General features: G+C 47.0%; 16 protein-coding genes. 10 read left to right on the top strand and 6 right to left on the bottom strand.

Translation table 11 applies throughout. The annotated features are described in order from the left end of the window. Positions 1-8: 8 nt before the first annotated feature. The 3 genes from ACO6V1_RS03575 to ACO6V1_RS03585 all read right to left on the bottom strand — a co-directional run bounded on the left by ACO6V1_RS03575 (position 9) and on the right by ACO6V1_RS03585 (position 8,793). Positions 9-4,340, bottom strand: a complete 4,332-nt coding sequence (locus tag ACO6V1_RS03575; RefSeq protein WP_422449528.1) for an Eco57I restriction-modification methylase domain-containing protein — start codon at positions 4,338-4,340, stop codon at positions 9-11. A gap of 19 nt (positions 4,341-4,359) precedes the next feature. Beyond that, positions 4,360-7,503 (bottom strand): DISARM system SNF2-like helicase DrmD, encoded by a 3,144-nt coding sequence (gene drmD, locus ACO6V1_RS03580; protein WP_422449527.1) that lies wholly within the window; start codon positions 7,501-7,503, stop codon positions 4,360-4,362. Positions 7,504-7,740: 237 nt separating this feature from the next. After that, on the bottom strand, positions 7,741-8,793 hold the full coding sequence (locus ACO6V1_RS03585; RefSeq protein WP_422449525.1) for a DNA cytosine methyltransferase: 1,053 nt from the start codon (positions 8,791-8,793) through the stop codon (positions 7,741-7,743). Positions 8,794-8,995: 202 nt separating this feature from the next. On the opposite strand from ACO6V1_RS03585, the gene ACO6V1_RS03590 reads away from it, so the two are divergent. Then, positions 8,996-9,466, top strand: a complete 471-nt coding sequence (locus tag ACO6V1_RS03590) for a hypothetical protein (protein ID WP_422449523.1) — start codon at positions 8,996-8,998, stop codon at positions 9,464-9,466. Positions 9,467-10,043: 577 nt separating this feature from the next. Here ACO6V1_RS03590 and ACO6V1_RS03595 read toward each other — a convergent pair. Beyond that, the gene (locus ACO6V1_RS03595) at positions 10,044-11,129 is read right to left on the bottom strand and encodes a transposase (RefSeq protein WP_422465829.1); all 1,086 of its coding nucleotides are present in this window, start codon (positions 11,127-11,129) and stop codon (positions 10,044-10,046) included. Between the two features lie 1,272 nt (positions 11,130-12,401). On the opposite strand from ACO6V1_RS03595, the gene sctJ reads away from it, so the two are divergent. From sctJ to frdD, 8 genes are all read left to right on the top strand, one after another. Further along, a complete protein-coding gene (gene sctJ / locus ACO6V1_RS03600; protein ID WP_101745963.1) occupies positions 12,402-13,193 on the top strand; it encodes a type III secretion system inner membrane ring lipoprotein SctJ in 792 nt (263 codons plus the stop codon). A 97-nt stretch (positions 13,194-13,290) separates the two neighbouring features. Then, entirely contained in the window at positions 13,291-13,983 is a 693-nt protein-coding gene (locus tag ACO6V1_RS03605) for a SctK family type III secretion system sorting platform protein (protein WP_422449519.1), read from the top strand. Beyond that, positions 13,962-14,621, top strand: coding sequence for an HrpE/YscL family type III secretion apparatus protein (locus ACO6V1_RS03610; RefSeq protein ID WP_209199951.1), 660 nt, complete (start codon positions 13,962-13,964; stop codon positions 14,619-14,621). The genes ACO6V1_RS03605 and ACO6V1_RS03610 overlap by 22 nt, the downstream gene beginning before the upstream one ends. Positions 14,622-14,802: 181 nt before the next feature. Beyond that, positions 14,803-15,999, top strand: coding sequence for an amino acid permease (locus ACO6V1_RS03615; RefSeq protein WP_422465832.1), 1,197 nt, complete (start codon positions 14,803-14,805; stop codon positions 15,997-15,999). A gap of 277 nt (positions 16,000-16,276) precedes the next feature. Continuing rightward, positions 16,277-18,076, top strand: coding sequence for a fumarate reductase (quinol) flavoprotein subunit (gene frdA / locus ACO6V1_RS03620; RefSeq protein ID WP_422465834.1), 1,800 nt, complete (start codon positions 16,277-16,279; stop codon positions 18,074-18,076). A 9-nt stretch (positions 18,077-18,085) separates the two neighbouring features. Then, on the top strand, positions 18,086-18,835 hold the full coding sequence (locus ACO6V1_RS03625) for a succinate dehydrogenase/fumarate reductase iron-sulfur subunit (protein ID WP_422449513.1): 750 nt from the start codon (positions 18,086-18,088) through the stop codon (positions 18,833-18,835). Next, positions 18,835-19,224: a fumarate reductase subunit C gene (locus tag ACO6V1_RS03630; protein ID WP_101745957.1), complete on the top strand. Its 390-nt coding sequence runs from the start codon at positions 18,835-18,837 to the stop codon at positions 19,222-19,224. The genes ACO6V1_RS03625 and ACO6V1_RS03630 overlap by 1 nt, the downstream gene beginning before the upstream one ends. Before the next feature lie 19 nt (positions 19,225-19,243). Then, on the top strand, positions 19,244-19,597 hold the full coding sequence (gene frdD / locus ACO6V1_RS03635; RefSeq protein WP_422449511.1) for a fumarate reductase subunit FrdD: 354 nt from the start codon (positions 19,244-19,246) through the stop codon (positions 19,595-19,597). Between the two features lie 61 nt (positions 19,598-19,658). Here frdD and ACO6V1_RS03640 read toward each other — a convergent pair whose 3' ends face one another. Both ACO6V1_RS03640 and ACO6V1_RS03645 read right to left on the bottom strand, forming a co-directional pair. Then, complete coding sequence (locus ACO6V1_RS03640; protein ID WP_422449509.1) at positions 19,659-19,967, bottom strand: hypothetical protein; 309 nt, start codon at positions 19,965-19,967, stop codon at positions 19,659-19,661. Further along, on the bottom strand, positions 19,964-20,383 hold the full coding sequence (locus ACO6V1_RS03645) for a hypothetical protein (protein ID WP_422465836.1): 420 nt from the start codon (positions 20,381-20,383) through the stop codon (positions 19,964-19,966). Before ACO6V1_RS03645 ends, ACO6V1_RS03640 begins: the two co-directional genes overlap by 4 nt. Before the next feature lie 130 nt (positions 20,384-20,513). On the opposite strand from ACO6V1_RS03645, the gene ACO6V1_RS03650 reads away from it, so the two are divergent. Then, complete coding sequence (locus ACO6V1_RS03650) at positions 20,514-21,209, top strand: SDR family oxidoreductase (protein WP_422465838.1); 696 nt, start codon at positions 20,514-20,516, stop codon at positions 21,207-21,209. The last annotated feature ends 22 nt before the right edge of the window (positions 21,210-21,231 follow it).

Below are 21,231 nucleotides of genomic sequence, written 5' to 3' on the forward strand. Positions count from 1 at the left end.
TCTCCCCCTTACAATTTGGCTCGATAACGTAGCTTATCACCTGAACCCAACTGCTCAACATCACCATCAGCCAGCAACTCTTTGATAGCCGAGTCCCACTCTTTTGGATCAGCACCGCAGCTGTTGAGGATGACATCTCTGGAGTACGCCTTTCCTTCGTTGTTTTCTAACCAGGCACAGATCTGGTGAATAGCTGTGGAGCCCCACTGGTTTCCCGCAGCCTTTTTGGGTGGCTCTGGATCCGGTTGAAACAACCCCATCTGTGGTGCAGCTTCCTCGGATTTTTTGGCTACTTTGGGTTTGACCGTTTTTTTAGCTGAGATCTTTTTACCTTTGGCTGGAACTGTGTTGGCTAGTGAGCCCTGTTCATACATTTCTTTATTCAACTGAGCCATGCGGGCAAGAATACTGGTTCGGCTCCATTCACATATAGCAAATCGAATATTATCGCCTGCTGGTAAGTAATGTCTCTCATGGAATCCATGCTTAAGGTCAATATCAGTCCATCCATAAAGATCAAGAACCTTCTGATCTATGCATACTAATGTGCGTCTAAAGTCAGAAATGTCCTGATCATTACAATTTCCAGAGTGAACTAGATTATTAAATTTGGTTAAACCAATACCTCTAAGCTCCATTGAAGCCTGCCTTTGCTGGTGCAGCCTCTCTCCTAGAACATTAAGGGAAGATACTATCTGATCTCTGTCAGGAAGTGGCAAGGTTTCAAAGGCATCGCTTGGAGAAAAATTGAGATCCATCTTCAATCTTGATGAATGCTTCCAAATCCATTCATTGATCAACGTGGAGTTCAAGAAACCAAGCCAACCATATTCTGAAAAAGAAAAAACAACTATTTTTTCATTAAAAACGTATAGATTTGGTACGAGAGAGGGTGAAAAGTACTTACCAACCCGAGCATTACAAATAACATTCTCGTTACGAGGGCTTGGAAACCAGCCCTTTGGGTGTTTAATAAAAGAATCACCTCGGCCAATCTTGTGGTAAAGTTCACCACGTGGTCTAAGAAAAAGCCACCACTTGTCTCTGGCCGTCTTGTCTTTTTTTGCCTGCCGCTCTTCTTTTACATGTGCAACCAATCTATCATAAGCCCATGAGTAGCCCTTAGCTTTTTCTATAGGCCAGTCCCAAAAATTAATTATCCATCGACCAGCTTCCTGATTAACATGTTCATTCAAATCTTTACCTGTTAAGTAAGGAAAAATTATCCTCTCATTGTCCATATTTTTACTTATTTGCTCTCTTGCGGTCACTTCATCCATAGTGAAACCAAGCCCTAACACGTATGAACCTATGTATGAGAGTTCTTTATTTGAGTTAAGCTGAGCAGGACTCCAATCACTCTCAGCAGTCAGGTAAGAAGAAATATGCTGACATATGGCACCTAATAGTGAGCGCGCGCCTAGCCAATTGCGCTTAGATATATGTACACGGCTTGTTATCACTGCAGCCTTTCCTGGCCAAGGCTGATTCGGATGCGCTGAGTAAATAGAAGCTCCATCTTGTACCAGCATATCCAGGCCGACTTGCCTAGTATCTCCCTCAGCAATTGTATTTACAGCTATAAGCCCTAAACAACCTTTAGTATTAAGAGACGCATACGATTTTAGAAAGAAATAGGCAGACATATCTGCACTACCTGTGACCCCATGAGCAATAGCGTTCACGATAAAATTTCTATAGTTGCTGCCCATAGAACCGGAAATCTTTTGTCCACCTACAAAAGGAGGATTGCCAATAATGGCATCAAAACCATGGCGACCTACAAATACCTCAGGAAACTCCAAATGCCAGTGGAATGGCTTACGCTGAGGCTTTCCAGATGGTAGGTCGGTAGCCAAACCACGCTCTGCCATCTTTTCGAGCTGTTTTAATTGCTGCTTATCACCATTAAGCACTTCACCCGCATAAATTGAGAGAATCGTAGTGTCCGGGGTTTTTCCGCCATGTTTCAGTGTTTCACCGATTAAGGCATCCGCGACCAGCTCTGGCAGCCTTAATTTTTCTTTGGCCTGAGCATCCAGATGCGCCATCACCTCAACATCTTTGATGTCTCGAATGGGCCGTAAGCGTAGGGTTTTCCTCAATTCAATCGCTTCATGAACAGCCTGCTCAATCTTCTGAGCAAACAACTGCCGTTGACCATTAGCCGTGTCCATATTGAGGTGGAGCAATTGATCCAGATTCTGTATGCCCAGCAAGCTATCGCCATGTCGCAGGTTGTGATCCAGAAAACCAAATGGACGACCCTTAGCCAGCGTAATTAGCCAGATGGAGAGCTTTGCCAGTTCAACTGCCAGCGGGTTCATATCGACACCGTAAAGGCAGCGTTCAGCAATTAGCCTGCGGGCAGTTAGCAGCCTTTCCTCTGCTTGTGCTGAAAGTGGCTCTTTTTTGCCCAGTGTATCCAATACTTCACCTTCAGAAGAAATAGCTCTACCTGATTTCTCAGCCAGGTCCCAGGCTTCAACCAAACGCTCGGATAACCAACGGCAGACTTGTACCAGAAAAGCACCAGAGCCCATGGCAAGGTCACAAATTTTTAGATCCAGCAGTTCTGCAGCGGGTTTAAGCACCCAGTCTTGCCGCTCTTTACCCTCGGCTGGCCCAATATAAGCCACAGGCTCCAGTGTTTCTTTGACAATGGCTTCTGTCAAAGACTTCGGCGTATAGTGGGAACCGGTTTCTCTGCGGTCAGCCCCCATGGCTACCATATAGGCACCTTTGGGGTAGACCAGCGGATATCCCCAGCGGTCTGTTTGAAGCAAATGAAAAACAGTAAGCAGTCTGTCTCTTAACTGCTCATCGCCATTACAGGCAGTCAGCAGCTTGTCTGAAGAGGTTTCATCAACAGTTTTAGCCAGATCATTACGAACACGGCTGGCAGAGCTGCCTGTTCGCTCCTGCAATAGAGTTTCAAATCTTTTTTGCCCATCTAGACGTGCTGACTCTAACTCTCCCAACGTTATCCAAGGTTTTTTAGCACTTCTGGTTGCATCCAGTTCAAGGGTAACATCAGTCGCTTTTTTTACTGTTCTTTCAAGAAGACCTTCATAAACATAACCGATCTGTTCAACATCCAATGCCCGGTATGACAGTGATCGCCCCTGAAACAGCTGTATGGAGTCCAGCAACAGCAGAACGGTTCGGTTATCAATAGGTAATGGCTTTGCAGGATCGGTTTTCCAATAGGAGCCTTTTGCCCTTCCTTCCAGAAAAGGAAAACGATCAGGGTCAAATAATGAGCCACCTAATGCAGGCATTCGCATACCTTCATGCTCAACACCACCATAAACCGCCCTGAAAATAGCCAGTAATCGAGACCAGCCATCCAAGCGTCGCTCAAGTACCTCATCGGAGACTTCTCTTAGCTGCATTCGCAAAGTGGATACTGCGTAGTGCGCTTCAAATCGCTCATCCCCCAGCAGAAGCAACTCACGTTCTTCAGCACACAACAAAAAGACTAGCCGCATCATAACGGTCAACCCTGCTTCATAAAGTTCAGCGGGTTGAACATCTCTCAGTAATTCACGGTTTCTGTCCTGATCGGCCCGATCCAGCGACTGAACCAGCACCTCTACTGCCCGACGGACCTGCTCACCCAAGGCGTCAGTGACTTCATCCTGATGCTTGAGGGACTCATCCAGTAGTGCAGGCAACTTTTCTGAATCATCAACAAAGAAGCGCCTTATGCCAAGCAATGAAATAAATGCCCGAAGAGTCACCGGTTCCTGTTGCCAGATTCGGCCATACCAGCTGGCAAATGTGGTGACCGCACCCACTGGAGCATCTATCAGCATCCATTGCTCACCATTGGTTACTAAAGCAAGGCGGACACCTGTTGCACGACATAGCTGAACCATTCTTTCAGTGGCAGATGCCGTCCAACCATCACCTTTAGAAGGTGCTTGCAGGTCATAACCCGGAGCATAAGTTTGAACCAGCAGCATGCACTGATTGGTTTGGTCATCAACTAAGCCAAAATCCGGCCTTAGTGTGATGCCATATTCCGGTAAGATATGCCTAAGCTCGGTTGGCAGGTTATCGCCAGCTACCAGTGAATTTTCGTCTTCGTCGAACCATTCAAGAATGTCTCCCAGAACCAGGTTGATCCATTCCTGGTGAATCTTTGCGAGATCAACATCGTCATTTTCCTGGGCTTCGAGCCATTCCTCATAGGCTTGATTGAGCTTTTTCTTCTTGGCTGGCTCAAGCTTATCAAGGTCCTGGGGAAAGGCTTTCTTTAAAACGGGTACTGCCAGAAACGGCCCGGAGATATCCAGCAGAGAGAGCCACTCGGCATGTTGATTGAAGTCACTCATGGTTTTATCTCGCTACTGTTTATCTCGAAAGCATGGATTCTGGCACCATAAAAATAATGGCGACAGGAAATGTTCTGTGGGTAAGGTCAGCAAATCGTTGCTCTATGGCAGCGACTTCCAGAGCCTTTTCTTCAGGAATTTTGGCCAAACGGGCTTCTAGCGCGGCATTATCTTTCCGTAGCTGCGTTTTCTCATCTTCAGAGAACAACGAAAACTGCTCAGGATCGTCATCTTTTTTCAGCTCAGCTTTAATGGCGCGTTCCAGCTCATCCAGCACTGCCGTAATATTTTTTATTTCTCTTTTCTTCAGATTTGTGATAGTACCCTCTAACCCCTTCAAGCGCTCACGGGATCGAGCTTCATAAGCTTGAATGATAGAGCCTTCATTCTTTTTAAAGCGCTCTTTCAGGGCAGACAGGACTGAATCCAGAACTGGAGCGGGCCTGGCATTTGTGTTCCAGGTATCAATAACACCCACACCACGTTCTCTTGCGAATCGCCCATCTTTGATATAACCACCTGAGAAGGTGAGTTCCTCATGTAATCTGTGATGGTTACCTCCAGTCACGACAAGTCTGGATACCACCATAACGGCTGGCGAATTTAACTGATCATCCGGGATTGAGCGAACAGCTACTCGGTGCAGCTTTTTAACATCCTCATGCGCCCATACCTCAGCCCGGAGCAAACGCAATGACATTTGTACCAGCCGATGATTCAAGTGAACCAGCACAACATCATCCCGACCTTTGGCTACGGCGTGATCAAATGTAATGGGGCGAATAGATCCCGTATGAGGGTGACGAAGCCCCTCCCAGCATTTGGCCCATGACCCTGATAGCTGAGGCATTTTATAGACACTGCCTTCAGGTGTATTTGGTAGAGTGGCAGGAGTTAAAGCTGATTTATCCGCCAGTGCTAAGGCCGTCTTCACGGTTTCTGCGATGCGCTCCGGTTTCATATGGAATTCGTTCTGAGTTTCCACGATTTTTGCATGCAGGTTGGCAATCTTTTCTTTAAGCTGACGCTCCGACTTGATCAGCTTTTGACTCTGCTCAGCCTTTTTTTCTACCACCCGGGTATCCAGATCCTGCCGCTTGCCGAGCATAGCCTCTTCAATTTGCTGCTCAATCACCGGCCCCACACTGCCTAACATCTGCCGCATTGCATCAATCTTTCTGACTGCTCGCATCAGAAACTCAGACTGCCCCTCTAGTTTGTTGACGTTGATGTTACGGTTCACATTATCTTTATCGAACTGGCTATCTACCGGATGCCAGATATGAACTTCAGAATGACGCTGGCCATGTCGATCTATCCGGCCATTGCGTTGCTCCATAACATTGGGGTTCCAGGGGATCTCAACATGGACCAGATAGCGACAGTGGTTTTGTAAGTCGATACCTTCCGATGCAGCATCCGTTGCCAGGAGGATTCTTACAGGGGATACATCAGGATCAGCCTGAAAAGCTGCTTTGATTTTCTCTCTCTCATCATGATCCATGCTGCCATGGATGATATTTAACCGATCACCACCAAGATCACGGCTACTGAGCAGCTGGTGCAGCCATTGATGGGTCGTGCGATATTCTGTGAAAAGAATGACTCGTTCATTATTCCACTCACCATCTGTTTTTAGATGAGAATCAACCCAATCCAGAATAGCATTAGCTTTGGCGTCCACCCGGTTGCGCATATCTTGCGCCCAATGACGCATTTCAGACACCAAAAGCTTCTGTTCAGCTGTCAGTGGTAAGGCTCGTTTACCAACCTCTTCTACAACTTCTTCCTGGGCAGCTTCATATTCTTCATCGTCAGCAAAATCCTCCTGTGCTTTCTGGATTCGTTTTTTCAAGATACGCTCATCCAGTGTATTTCGCTCGGTGCGATCGGTTTTACCTTCAATGGTCTGTATGTGCTTTTCCAGAGTGGAAGCAAAGGCAGCAGGGGAGGAGAACAGGCGCTTTTTCAGCAGTTTATGAATAAACTCAGTTCCACTGATTGAGCCATTTTCTCTGGCAGCTTTCGCACGGCTATCGCAATACGCCTTAAGCGTGGCGTGAATGTCCCTTTCACTACTGGAATAGGCTACTTCGAGTGTATGCAGCTTTCTGACGGGGTAAACCCTGTTTCCATCAGCATCTACGATGTCTGTTTTTAACCGCCGGACCATAACCTGAGCTAACTGCTCTTCATCCGGTTCAATGGTGCGGGCGAACCTTTGATTATCCAGTAGCTCTAAAAGAGAGGTGAAGGATTCTGTATAGCCATTGTGCGGAGTTGCACTGAGAAAAAGCCGGTGCTGAAAGTGAGGTGCAATGGATCGGATGTAACGAGTTCTTTGACTCTCCATTGCGTAATGAGTTGAGCTTGCAGGCGCTATGTGGTGAGCCTCATCAACTACAAGAATGTCGAATTTCCTAGGGTATTCTGCATGAGGAGGCAGAATATCTTTCATTGTTCTCAGGCCTTCTCCTGACTTGGCCCAATGCATGGAGGTTATCAGTCTGGGGAAAGACGTCCATGGGTTAGCATGAATTCCAAGCTTCCGGCGGATGTCTCTGACATAGTTACTGTCGACAATTTTAAATTCCAAACCGAACTTTTCCTGCATTTCCACTCGCCACTTTTCCTGGAGAGAGGCAGGACAAACCACCAGAACCGTTCGTGCTCGATGTCGCAGCAACAGTTCCTGAATAACCAGGCCCGCTTCAATGGTTTTACCCAATCCTACATCGTCAGCTATCAGCAGGTTGGCTCGCGCCATTTCAATGGCCCTGACTAATGGATCAAGTTGAAAATCCTCAATACTGACTCCGCTTCTGAAAGGTGCCTGAAGAAAATGACGGTCGGCATTGGTTGCTGCCCCCCAACGAACCGCATCCAGGAAAGCTTCCAATTTTGCAGAATCGTCAAAGCCGGTGATTTCTGGTAAGCCGGCCCTTTCAATAATGTGAGCCCCTGGCTCAATCTCCCAAATGACCTCTAGCTCCTCGCCAACTGCATCCTCCTCAATAGAACTCAGAGAAACCATATGCTGCTTATCTCCGGGGAAGTCATGAGCTTCCGATGCATTGACATCTGCCACAATCCATTGTCGTCTACGGACTTCTACAAGCTGACCAGGCTCAGGCGTGGCATAGATATCGGTTTGATCTGTCATGGGTTTTCCAAGGAATTGGCTGAACGAAGGAAGATCAGATAAAAGAGATAAATGCGGGAAATAGGCAGAGTTAGCTCTTGGTCATACTGCGCTCTTAAAAATCCAACAGCACTTTTCCCACAAGGTAAAATACTAAAAAATATTCATCTGTCGTCTATATAGAACTTATTCTGCCATTTTTTTGCGGTCACGAACAATGTTGAGTATTGAGTTTAACAAAACTGCGAAGGTCGTTTACTAAATCTGATTGTTGATATGGCGAACATGCTCAATAAGTGTTTTACCTATAGCTTGCCCAAGCTTGACGGGGACAGCATTACCGATAAGTCGTCCAACGACCTTAATATAAACGGGGCTATCAGGGTGTACAAACTCATAGTCAGGAGGAAAACTTTGAAATATCGCTGCCTCACGTAAGGATATTGCTCTGTCTTGTGCTGGGTGCCCAAATCTACCATTCCCAAATCCAAAGCACTGAGTTGTCATAGTAGGAGCAGGCTCCTCCCAACTCATACGACCGTACACGCTTGAGTACGTTTTACCTTTTTCGCTCTGGTGACAGGTTGCAACAAGCTCAGGATCCCAATCTCTCCAAGATCCACCAGGCTTCGATTGACGAATTCTTTTCAGGTTAAGGTCTGATAAACGAGAGCAAATATGAAGACGATCATGCGGGTGCTGTTCTCCAGCCTTAAGCGGAGGCAGACCACCTATTGTATCTTTGACTGTTACAAAGGAGGATTCACTATGTGTAGGTTCTGGAACTTTAATCTCACCCAGCTTGGATGCCACCAGCACTAAACGCAGGCGTGACTGCGCCAGGCCATAATGCCTGCAATCCAGCACCCTGAAGTCAATAAAGTAACCAAGCTTTTTAAGTGCACTCACAAAGTCATCAAAGACACTGTGTTTGACGACTTCAGGGACGTTTTCCATTGTTATCAACTCTGGCTTGAGTGCTTCAACCAGTTCAGAAAAATGATAAAGCAATCCCCATTTTCCATCTTTGGAGGAATCCTTGCCCTGGCTGTATTTTGAAAATGGCTGGCAGGGGGCACAACCCGCCAATAGACGAATTTTGTTATTTCGATACAATGAGCGTAATTCGTCGGCGTGCAAGTCCTCAATTTTTGCCCCTATAAACTGGGTTTTATTGTTTTTCTCATAGGGATAGTGGCAGGCAGGATCACAGTCCACTCCTCCACGAACATTAACACCTGCATCAAGTAGCCCCCTGGTTAAGCCGCCAACCCCGCAGAAAAGGTCTATTGCATCTATTTCGTGCACCATCCGCGCATCCATGAGTTCATAAATTGGGCATTATACCCTGAGATAAAGTCAACATCGAGACTGGGAAATACGAAATTTCATAGCGCTCCGGCAAGGTATTGACAGAACAGGGTTCATGTCCTCATGATCCGCCATTCTCTACCGATCAATTTAGAATTATTGCTTTTTTGACCTCTAAAAACTGAAGGATATCAACAACCAGATGCAAGCCGAACTCGTTCTCAATTTATGGGCCATATATGATGCAAACTCAGGTTTTGTATACGCTCTTTCCGGCAAAGCATACTATCTTGGTGGAACAGACGAAGAAAAGTTAATCATTCTTCAAAAGCTGTCTGTGAATGATTACATCACCGCAAAACGTTATGAGCTACCAGACAGGTTTTCTGTGAAATACTCTGACGGCACGGTTCAACGTAAAGTAGCTAACCTCAATATCGTTGCTGATCCGAATGCACAGCTTTTTGAAGACATATTCAAAAACATTGAAGTCGACTTACCTGATATAAATACATTTCATGCGCTTGGATGTACTCCTGCTAAGCAAAAAGTACCGACCAATCCCCTGTGTGTAACCACAATACTTTATGAAGATGAATTTGGAAATATAAGGCCTATTATCAGCCAAGAGGATAGAGAGTGGCTTTTAAGACAGAAAGCTGCCCATAGGTAACTATCTGAAACTGGGAATTTTGTAGGATACACTATCTGCTGTAATGTCTGGTTTGGAGTTCTTGAGTGGGAACACTAATGTGATATTTGACAGGCTTGTATATCTGAAGTAGAGATCACACCCAGAAAGTGAGTAACTTACTGTGTCAGTCGTTATCAATATGCCAGCATTCGGTATCCTATAACTCTATACTCTTGGATGCGCTGATTACGTTCTGGAACTGTAATCAGCAATCTACGAAAGCGCCATCAAAAATCAGCTTCTATATATTTTTCCATCCGGCGCTTGTCAAAAATAAACTCTTCAAAGTCTTATACGGAGTCAGTCTCAAAAACAACATCAACAAACTCTTGATAATCGTCTTCTGACGCAGTTGTCATCTCCATCATGGTATAACGCAATTCCCCTTCAATCTCACGATCTTCTGGTGCTCAGCTACTCCCGATGAATGCACGTCAGCTGCCATAAGCAGAAACTGACATATTCATAATTTCTGAAAATACAGGAGAGCCATCAGCTTTCGCTGCTAAGAAAAATAACTATCATCACCCTGAAAAATTCTGGCTATCTTGCCAAATCATGATGTATCAAAAGCTATCTTTTGTGCTTTAGCACCACAGGCAATGGCTTTAAACAAACTGTCCCAGCTATCAATCATTAACGTGAGAAAAAAGCTGGTAATTTTCCTCCATAATCGCTTTCGTGTAGGCTTCTTTGACTTATTTAAAGCCTGCTGAAATTTTGGACAAGAAAATTCCTGAATCTGATCAACCAGGAATGCGAGAAAAGTAAGGTAGGCGAAATTCGTAGCCAGATGTTTTTCACCATGACCGTAATTGTGTTCAAGTTGATAGCCTTGATTTTTCAGGGTATTAAACGTTTCATTTTCAATGCGCCATCTACAACGACCTCCTCGCATCACGGATTCAACGGTATCATCGGTTAATTCAAGGTCAGTTACCCAGCACCAGACATGTTGGATCCCTTTTTTGTCGATTTCAATGTAATCCAGAGCATTAAACCGCTCTGTTTCATCCTGAAGATTGAGGGGAACGTTATTGGCGTAGCGGAATTTATGAGTCGTGTTATTTTTCTCATCAACGATTTTGTGGTGGTGAACCTGGCCTTCGTCATAAAGGGCATTCATGGCCTCAATAAGCGACACATGGTTACCATCTTTGGCCACGATGATATAGTGCCAGCCATACTCTCTGATCAGAGCAATGGTAGGGTTATCCGCATATAGACCATCCAGAAGAATCAACAGTTTCAGGCGTGGATGGTCATGTTTTGCCTGCGCCAGAAAACGTCTTATTGCTGCTTTTTCACAATTATTTTTTGTGGAACCATCCTGTCGGAAAATTGCTTCCGGTGCTAAAGGAATGACGGTTTTTCTGGATGGGTGGACAATACAGCTGCCCATAATATTGTGGTAAAAGGTTTCATTTTTTTTGCCCTCGTTTTTAATGCAGCAGTCATCACAGCGGCAGGTTCCCGAATAAAAGAGACCCGTGCCATCAATAGGAAGCAGATAAAGACCTTTCAACTTGCCACATTGGAATGCATAAGCTTGCAGAGCACCATTGCGCTGAACGACAGAAAACAATTCTTTAAACGGTGCCTTCAACCCGAGTGGATTAACCGGGTCAACAACCTCTCTCATTCTGGTATCGGAGGGAACTTTGCCATCTTTTACGTGATAGAGCTTTTCAAGATTATGACAGCAAATTTAATCAAGCCGCTCTTCATCGAGTCCTAATAGTGAATCGAACTTTTGATGCATCATCGCAAAAGCAGATTTCAGAAAATTAGGAAAGGGTATCACGCATTTATTTGGACGATGATCTGGAATGTTGTCGAAACATTCTGATACCTTTTTTATCAAGTTAAGAAGAACTGAATTGCCTGACATTTTTCTGAACAGCAGTGCCCATGACTGACTCGACGACAATGATTAAGTAACATGCAATTTTAGGCGAAGAATTGTGCGGGCATGATTTTTTTACCTCTTCTGTATCTCCCGTGGGTGTAGTGCTTCAGGATTTATCGGGAATTGCTGTTTCATATTGGAACGGATGGTTTTACCCGCCTGCGGCGTGCTTTATCCTCAGATGTGGCGATGGCATTTGGCAGTGAGCTGATCCCTATCTCCCGGGAGTGATGACAGGACTTTTACCGCTGGTGGAGATAAAGCAGTGATTGCCTCTGGCATCCGGAGAGGTTGTGACCAGCTGAAGCAGAATAGTCAAAATGGGGGAAGATAAAGCCGGTCCCACCGTGATAATGTAAAGCGGCGTCTATTACCCAAGCGGCAAAGTGGGGCAAATAACAACCGCAGTCAGAGCTGAGAGCAAATCCGTTGGTATACCAGGCTGGTCTATGATCCTTTGTTGATGGGGAACGAAGTTGGGTGAGTTTTGCTGTATCAAAAACAAGAGACTTGGTGATCTGGCCGACTGGCCTCCGTAAGGGGCCTCGAATTCAGGGTAGAGGTAGAAAGTTGAAGCCAAGCTTGGTTATCCGCAATAGGTTAGGGGGCACTCAGGAAAAAAAACCATATTATTACGAGGGCGAAAGGGGTTTTCAGAAGTTATGCCGATAATAATATAGAGAGTGAAGTTATTGCTGATTTGTGTACCGTGAATTGTGTACCATTTTTAGACAAAGAGTAGATGGTTGTCTATCAGGCTATCTAGTCAGCTGATTTTATTGGATTATTCGTATGGCTTTGAAAGGTTCAATATGCTGGCACACTGATACGTAACCAGTAATTTTTTCTTTTCTGTAAGCTGAAGGAAAATAAGGTGATTTTTCTTCAGCTATCGTCATTGCCCCTCTCTTTTAAAACTATACTCGGTAAATCATAATTTTTCTTCGCAACTGGCCGTTAAATGTATGAGTAATTATATTTTAACGTGCATAAGGTTGGCTCGTCATGAAACAGGGGTTTGTCCAGAGCTTTAAGGTTACATTACTGTGTCTCATCGGTGTTTTATTGCTGGGGTGTAAGGTCGAGCTTTATTCAGGGCTTGATGAAAAAGAAGGTAATGAAATGCTTGCCATCCTTCTTGATAATGACATTCCCACTGAGAAGCTGGTGGATAAAGACAAAATTGTCACCATCATGGTGGAAAGCGGTAATGTTGCAAGATCTATCAAGATTTTGAGCAGTCTTGGTTTTCCGAAAGAAAAATACTCGTCGATCGGTGATATTTTTCCTAAAGATGGTTTGATTTCTTCCCCGACAGAAGAGCGGGCCCGTTATACCTATTCCATGTCACAGGAGCTTTCGTCCACACTGTCGATGATTGATGGTGTCGTGACTGCTCGTGTTCATGTGGTATTGCCCCAGGAGCAGGATAGCCTGACGGATGTCAACTACCCCTCATCAGCTTCAGTGTTTATCAAGTATACCCCTGAGCTGGAACTGGCGGGCCTGGTGCCGAAAGTAAAAACTCTGGTGGCAAACAGTATTGAGGGGCTTTCCCTGGAGAAGATCGCTGTTTCCCTGTTCCCGGCAACCCGCCTGAACTCTGGCAACTTTGACAGCCCATCAACAGAGACGGTGCTGTTTGTCGATGTTACTCCAGGTTCTGCAGGGGTTATTCGCATCGTTGTCTATGCTTTGATTCTCCTGCTGTTATTGGCCCTGGGAGCCGGTGGCTATTTCTTCTGGATGATGGAACAGAAGAAAAAGTCGAAGAAAAAAAAGGGTGATCGTAAATAGCGGATGATTTGCTCAAGACCACAATTATTTGTGGGACAGTGCATGCGCCGTTCAATGGTGACTCATCGGAGTGTATGGGGTTGGAGTGAAATGACCAATGAACAGTAACAATGTTTTTCAGGAACATAATGGCACAAGCCTGTTCAATCATATGGTTGAGTTTAACTTCTTTCCTGTTCGTTATGTGCATGCTAGCTGGCTTAAATCGGATAAACATTTCAAGTTACTGAAATCGCTTCAGACCAGTGTGCCTGCACAATTTAGTCTGTCAAACTACCTGCTGAGCAAGTTTGGCATCGCCAAGCAGTTTGATTATGACTTTGATCGCCCGGATAAAAGGATAGTATTTGCCAGTGCCGAAGAAATTGAACAGTTGGCTTTGTACATCGGGCTGATTCTCAACGAAGCCACTGTCCGGTCAGTGATTCGTCGTGATGAGCGTAAGGCGCTGGAGAAATGCCTGGGTGAAGAGGCCTACCGCTTTACCGTGAAAAAAGCGCAGTTTATCAGCCGTGCTTCAGAAAAAAATGGTCCCGGTGTACTCATTGACTGGAAACACCTGGATCGATTTAAAGCATTTCTGGAACTGAATGGCCGACAGGTTATTGCCACGGCGTTTTCTGATTTACCCGGAGCCTTTCGGCAACGGTTGATATTAAAAATGCCCAGCAGCTGGAAAAAGACCTTGAGTTCACCAGGTGCCGGGGGACTGGACAAAGCCCAGTGTGTGAAGTTACTGGTAAAAACTCATAAAGAGGTGAATCGACAGTGGCGGCACCTGTTATCCTGAATAATGTCCAGCTGGAGCTGGATCCAACCTGCAAAGTGCTCAAGGCAGACGACTATGTTGTTTATCTTGAAGCCCAGGAAATTATTAAGGCAGCCCGGGAGCAGGCTGCCGGTATTACTGAGGAAGCCCGCCAGGCCTATGAGCAGGAAAAAAAACGCGGGTATCAGGAAGGTTTGGCGGAAAGTAAGGCTGAACAGACAGATCACATGTTGAAAGTGGTCAGCAGGACGATCAACTATCTCTCAGATATTGAAAATACCCTTGCGAATATCCTGCTTTCCGGGGTGAAAAAAATCATCGGTGAATTCGATCAGGAAGAGCTGGCCATAAGCCTGGTTAAAAATGCCCTGCAACATGTCAGAAATGAGAAACATGTCACCATCCGTGTGCCATCTGCTCAGTACAGTGCTGTTCAGGCGCGCCTGAATACCATTCTGGCGGAGTATAAAGGCGTTGGTTTTATTGATCTTGTGGCTGATCCCCGGCTCTCATCCGGTGATTGTATTATGGAGAGTGAAATCGGCGTTGTTGATGCCAGTGTTGATGTCCAGTTACGGGCATTACAGAAGCGGTTTGACAGTCTCCAATCATTAGCTGCGCGCAGTCGTGAGGCCGACATGGCTGACAAGGCTGAATAGCGAGTGCTCTGCAGATTGTCAGAGTACCCTGGCGGCTGTTGTTGGAAGAAGCCGCTGAGATAAGCAGTATTTACCTCCGTTTGAGGCTTACCTTGTCCAGCAGGACATAATCAGGCAGGTATCTCCATTAAATTCCCCTATCTTTATCACTGAAATTTATATTCAGTAAAGGTACTTGCTTATGTCTGAATCCAGTCGTTCCACCGTAATTGGCAGTGCGTTAATTTTGTCAGGAACGGCCATCGGTGCAGGCATGCTTGCTTTGCCGCTGGTATCAGCCAGTACCGGGTTGATGCCGGTTATGATTATTTTTGCGGTGACGGCATTCTTTGCGGTTATCTCTGCCCTTTATGCCTTTGAGGCCAATGTCGCCATCAAGCCTGGCTGTAATTTGTATACCATGGCCAGTAGAACATTAGGGCGGATAGGGAAGGTGCTCTCTGCCATTGCCCCTCTCGGGCTTTTTTACGCATTGATGTCTGCCTACTTTGCCGGGGGCGGATCGTTACTGGCGCAGTACGCTCAATCAGTGGTTCCCGGAGCTTCCGCTCAACTGTGCGTGATATTCTTTGCCCTGATTGCCGGAGCCTTTGTTTATTACAGCACTCGGGCAGTGGATCTTGTTAACCGTATCTTTTTCACCCTGATGATCGTTACTTTTATTCTTGCCCTGATGTCACTGGCACCTTCGGTGCGTTATGAGAGCATGATACATACGGCGAGGGTTGAGTATCTATCGGTTCTGGCGGCACTGCCGGTGATATTTACTTCGTTCGGTTATCATGGTGGCATTCCCAGCATTATCATTTATCAAAAGAAGCAGCTGCAGCATATTCCCCTTATTTTTCTGTTAGCGACCATGATCCCGCTGGTGGTTTATATCTTGTGGCTGGTGGCGGTGATGGGGGTATTGCCCGAAGGCTTATTACTGCAAATCAGTCAGTCAACCGGGGCAACGGCTCATTTAATTTCAGCATTAAGCAGTGATAAAAATGTACACACTATTCTGTACCTGTTTTCTGATCTGGCGTTATTGACATCCGTGTTGGGCGTTGCCCTTGGGCTGTTTGATTATCTTGCCAACTTATTGCAAAGGGCGGATACCCGCATTCATCGGCTGCAGACCGCCCTGGTGACCTTTATCCCACCGGTTATTATTGCCATTATGTTTCCGGATGGTTTTGTCGCCGCCCTGGGTTATGCGGCGGTTGCCCTGGCCATTCTGGCTATCCTTCTGCCTACGGCAATGGTCTATGTACTAAGAAAGCAACCGGCCTATGAAAACCCGTTTCGGGCACCCGGGGGAACGGTTTTGATGTCAACCTGTTTTGTATTTGGCTGTATCATCATTGTGTCTCAATTTATTTCGAGGCTATAGGTTTTTTTGTGTAAGTTAATAATTAAAAGTGAACCTTTGTTAATTAAACAATAAATCTGCGTGCCTTGTAATTTAAGCGGTTGTTTATAGTGGTTGATCCTGTTGGGTCGTCTTGAAATTACGGGTTTTCCGAAATGTTGATTTATTTTTGTTTTATATCAATGGCTTTAATTTCAGGTTTATATAAACTTCAGTTCTAGATTTTTAACCCTTCTCTTATTATTCATTTTGGCCAGTTCGCTGGCTGTCTCTGTTTGGGACCTTCCCGGAGATGGTGGTGAACGGCGGTAGAGGTTTGCGTATGCAGGTCATAAAGGCTGATGTAGCCATTGTCGGTGCCGGAGGTGCCGGTCTTCGGGCTGCGATTGCCGTTGCCGAAAAAAATCCTGAGCTTAAAGTGGCATTGATTTCCAAAGTCTACCCTATGCGGAGTCATACGGTGGCTGCAGAAGGCGGTTCAGCCGGTGTCATTCAGGATCATGACTCTCTGGAAAACCACTTTGTTGACACGGTGGCCGGTGGTGACTGGCTCTGCGATCAGGATGTGGTGGATTACTTTGTTTCCCACGCCACTGAAGAGATGATCCGCCTGGAGCACTGGGGCTGCCCCTGGAACCGTAAGGATGACGGTGACGTAAACGTTCGTGCTTTTGGTGGTATGAAGATTGAGCGCACCTGGTTTGCTGCGGACAAATCTGGCTTCCACATGCTTCACACATTGTTCCAGACGTCCACCAAGCACCCATCCATTGAACGATACGATGAGTATTTTGCCACTGACCTGATCATGGAAGATGGCCGTGCCCAGGGCGTTGTTGCCATCGAAGTGAAAACCGGCGAACCAAAAGTATTTCTGGCGAAGTCAGTGGTGCTGGCAACAGGCGGCTCTGGCCGTATTTTCCGTTTTAACACCAATGGTGCCATTGTGACCGGTGACGGCCATGCCATGGCCCTGCGTGCTGGCGCACCGCTGCGTGACATGGAGTTTGTCCAGTACCACCCAACCGGTCTGCCAGGCTCCGGTGTATTGATGACAGAAGGTTGTCGTGGTGAAGGCGGTATCCTGTTGAACAAGGATGGTTACCGTTACCTGCAGGATTATGGCCTGGGGCCAGAGACTCCGGTTGGTCAACCAAAGAACAAATACATGGAACTGGGCCCGCGTGACAAGCTGTCCCAGGCCTTCTGGCAAGAGCAGCGCAAGGGCCGCACCATTGAAACGCCACTGGGTGATGCGGTACACCTCGACCTGCGCCACCTTGGCGAACAGAAGCTGATTGAGCGTCTGCCACTGATCTGTTCCCTGGCGAAAAACTACCTGGGAGTGGATCCGGTTCATCAGCCAATTCCGGTTCGTCCTGCGGTTCATTACACCATGGGTGGTGTCAGAGCGGACATCAACTGTGCCACCGATCTGGCCGGTCTGTTCGCTGCCGGTGAATGTGCCAGCGTCGGTATGCACGGTGCTAACCGTCTCGGTTCCAACTCTCTGGCAGAGACCGTTGTCTTCGGTAAGGTTGCCGGTGAAAGTGCGGCGGATTTTGCCAGCCAGAACGTGATGTCTGATGAACGCAAATTGCTGGATCAGGCGAAAGCGCACCTGGCAGCCATCGAAAGTCTGCGTAACGCCAACGGTACTGAGAAAGCATCGCACCTGCGTCACGAAATGGTGAAAACCATGGAGGACAGCTTTGGTATTTACCGGGTGGGTGAAGAGATGCAGGCCGGTCTGGACAAGATCTCCGAACTGCGTGAGCGCTTCAAAAACGTCAAGGTGGAAGACAAGAGCAAGGTCTTCAATACCGAACTGCTGCAGGCCTTTGAGCTGCAAAGCTCCCTGATGGTTGCTGAGTGTATGGCCATTGGTGGTGTTGAGCGTAAAGAGTCCCGTGGTGCGCACCAGCGTATTGACGGCTTCGAAGCCCGTGATGATGTCAACTTCCTGAAACACTCCGTCACCTTCTATAACGGTGATGCCAAGCCTCGTCTGGAATATGAAGACGTGAATGTAACCCGCTTCCAGCCAGAAGAGCGCGTCTATGGCGCGGCGGCTGAGAAAAACGGTGAAGGGAAGTAAGGAGGCCCCATGAGTGATAAAACCATAACCATCGAGATTCTGCGTTATAACCCGGAAACCGATGACAAGCCGACATTTGGCACTTTCACTATTCCTTATGTGGAAGCCTGGTCCATGCTGGATGCCCTTGAGCATATCAAGGATGAACTGGATTCCAGCCTGGCTTACCGCTGGTCCTGCCGTATGGCGGTGTGTGGCAGCTGTGGCATGGTGATCAACGGTACACCAAAGCTCGGCTGCGAAACCTTTCTGCGGGATTACTATCCGAACCCCATTCGGGTTGAGCCACTGGCTAACTTCCCGATTGAAAAGGATCTGGTGATTGACTCAGAAGACTTCATCAAGAAACTGGAGTCAGTGAAACCGTACATCATCAATGCGATGGAGAAGCCGATTGAGGAAGGAGTGAATAAACAGACGCCTCAGCAGCTGGGCCTTTATAAGCAGTTCTCCATGTGCATTAACTGCATGCTCTGCTACTCCGCGTGTCCACAGATGGGCTTGAACCCACTGTTTACCGGTCCTGCGGTGATCGCCCTGGGCCACCGCTATAACCTGGACAGCCGTGATGATGGCTATGAACAGCGTACCGAAGTGATTCAGGGCAAGAATGGTGTCTGGTCCTGTACCTTTGTGGGTTACTGTTCTGAGGTTTGTCCAAAGAATGTTGACCCGGCCGCTGCCATCAACCAGAACAAACTGCAGGGTTCTCAGGATTGGGCGCTCTCTTTCCTGATGCCACGTAAAGGAGACAAGTGATGAGTCGTCGCCCCTATGTGCGTCCCATGAAGCGCACCTGGTATATGGATCATCCCTTCTACCGCCAGTACATGATCCGGGAATCCTCCTGTGTATTTGATGGCCTCTATGCCATCAACCTGTTTGTCGGTCTGATGCAGCTGGTCAAGGGTGAAGCCGCCTGGAATAGCTGGCTTGCCTTCCAGGCCAACCCGTTAATGATTCTGTTTACCGTGGTTACCCTGGGTCTGACTATTTACCATGCCGTCACCTATTTCGATATGACGCCCCGCGTTCTGCCACAGCAGATTCGTAAAATGGTAAAAGACAGTGTGGTTAACAAATTGATGTACGTTGGCCTGGCAGTGGTTTCTGCCATCATTCTGGCTGCGGCCACCATGGGACTTTGACGGGGATAGGAGTGGGAACATGAGTAATAAACGCCATATCGAACCTCTGTTGTGGAGTCTGTTTGGGGCTGGGGGTACCACTATCGCCTTTTTCTTTCCGGCCATTATTTTTGTGGTTGGTCTGGGCGTGCCTCTGGAAATTATTCCGGCAGAAGCGCTCTCTTATGAGCGAATGTCTGCGTTCTTTCTGGAGAGCTGGATTGGCAAGCTGGCACTGATGGTGGCTTTGGTGCCTTCTTACTGGGCCTGTATTCACCGTATTTACCACGGTGCTCACGATCTGGGTTTCCACCCGGGGGTTGGGGTAAAAATGGCCTGTTATGGTGGTACGTTGATTCTCAGCCTGGCAACCATTGCTTTATTGCTGGTCTGATCAGGTTTTATGAGGGGGCTGAGTAAGCCCCTTTTTTTGGCATAAAAAACTAGGAAGCTTGTTAAGAGCGTTGGCTTTTTTCCTGAAGATAATTTTGCTCGATGCGCCGTTGATTGCGTGCCTGAGCGATTTTTTCCGCTAATGTCGGGTCTCTTGTCAGTAACTCTTCCTGCTCGAACATCACTTGATTGATCTGCTCGTGAATTTTCTGGGTGATGCTATTGACCATTTGATTACGATTCGCCGCGGTTAGCGAGTGTGTCTGGATAAAGCTGTCCACCGCCATTCTGATCATGGAACCCAGCGGGCTGTCATGTTCATCGGACTTTTGGAGAATAAGATCGAGACTGCCCAGGTTTTCGAGTGTCATGATGTGAGTCCTGCGGTTAGGTAAGTAGTGGTTCCCTTTGCATAGAGTCTCGCAAAGTGATTGCATATTTGCTGATGAATCTCTTTGGGCAGAGGACTGACTGTTTTTATTGCGGCCAGAACTTTTTCCAGTTGGTCCGTTGTTTTACAAGCAAGAATTGCGGGCAGAACACCGCCCCATTGGCCTTGTTCTGTCAGTGCTTTGATCATTTCCAGATGATCAGGTGATAAAGACTCAACCTGACGTTGGCCAACGGCCAGATTGCTGGTTGCGTTAGCAGTTCTGTCCGATTGGGGAGTCGCCCGGGTTTCACTGACCTCGCGTCCTCTATGACTGGCTTTGTTATTAGCAGGGGAGGGGCCCTCTTGTGCAGGTATATAAGACGTCTGGTTGTCGCCAGTTATTTTTGGAGGCATCTTTTCCATCCCCGGTTTGCCATCATAGAATGTTTTGTAAGTTTTTTGCCTTGTTTACGAGTAAGATAATTTATCGGCGGCTTCAGCTTTATTTCTACCGGAAGCTGCCAGTTTATCCGGGAGAGTCTGCATGCAGAAAATAGTGGTGGTGACCGGCGTTAGCCGGGGGCTGGGTCTGGAACTGTGTCGTCAATATCTTGCGCAGGGTGCCAAGGTTTATGGTTGCTGCCGCTCTCCGGAACAGTCGCAGAAACTGCTGGAGCTGAAACGCAATGCTGGTTATCAGTTTGAGCTGGTTCCCCTGGATATTACCCAGCCCGGAATGATCCATAACCTGCAGTATGTGATTGAAGAGCCCATTGATATCCTGATCAATAATGCCGGAATTTATGGCCCTTTCGGTCTGTCTTATGATGAGGTGACCGTTGATCCATGGATGGAGGTTTTGCGGGTTAATTCGGTGGCCCCGATGATGGTTACGCAGGCACTGGTGGAAAAAGTAGCCCAGAGTCATGAGAAAAAAATCATCATGATGTCTAGTAAAATGGGCAGTATGGGGGACAATCAGAAAGGCGGGAGTTATATCTATCGCTCTGCCAAAGCCGCATTGAATGCGGTGGCTAAAAGTCTGGCTATTGACCTTGCCGGGGAGGGTATCAGTGTCGGTGTATTGCATCCGGGCTGGGTCCAGACGGATATGGGGGGCGTAAATGCTCCGATTGATACGGAAACTTCAATCAGGGGCGTGCGCAAGGTTATTGATCAACTTTCTTTGAAAAACAGTGGCCAGTTCATCAATTATGATGGATCCGTGATTCCCTGGTAAGTTGATTAACCGGTAAAATTTG

Origin of the sequence: Endozoicomonas sp. ALC013 (genome assembly GCF_049310205.1) — a bacterium.
Taxonomy (GTDB): Bacteria; Pseudomonadota; Gammaproteobacteria; order Pseudomonadales; family Endozoicomonadaceae; genus Endozoicomonas.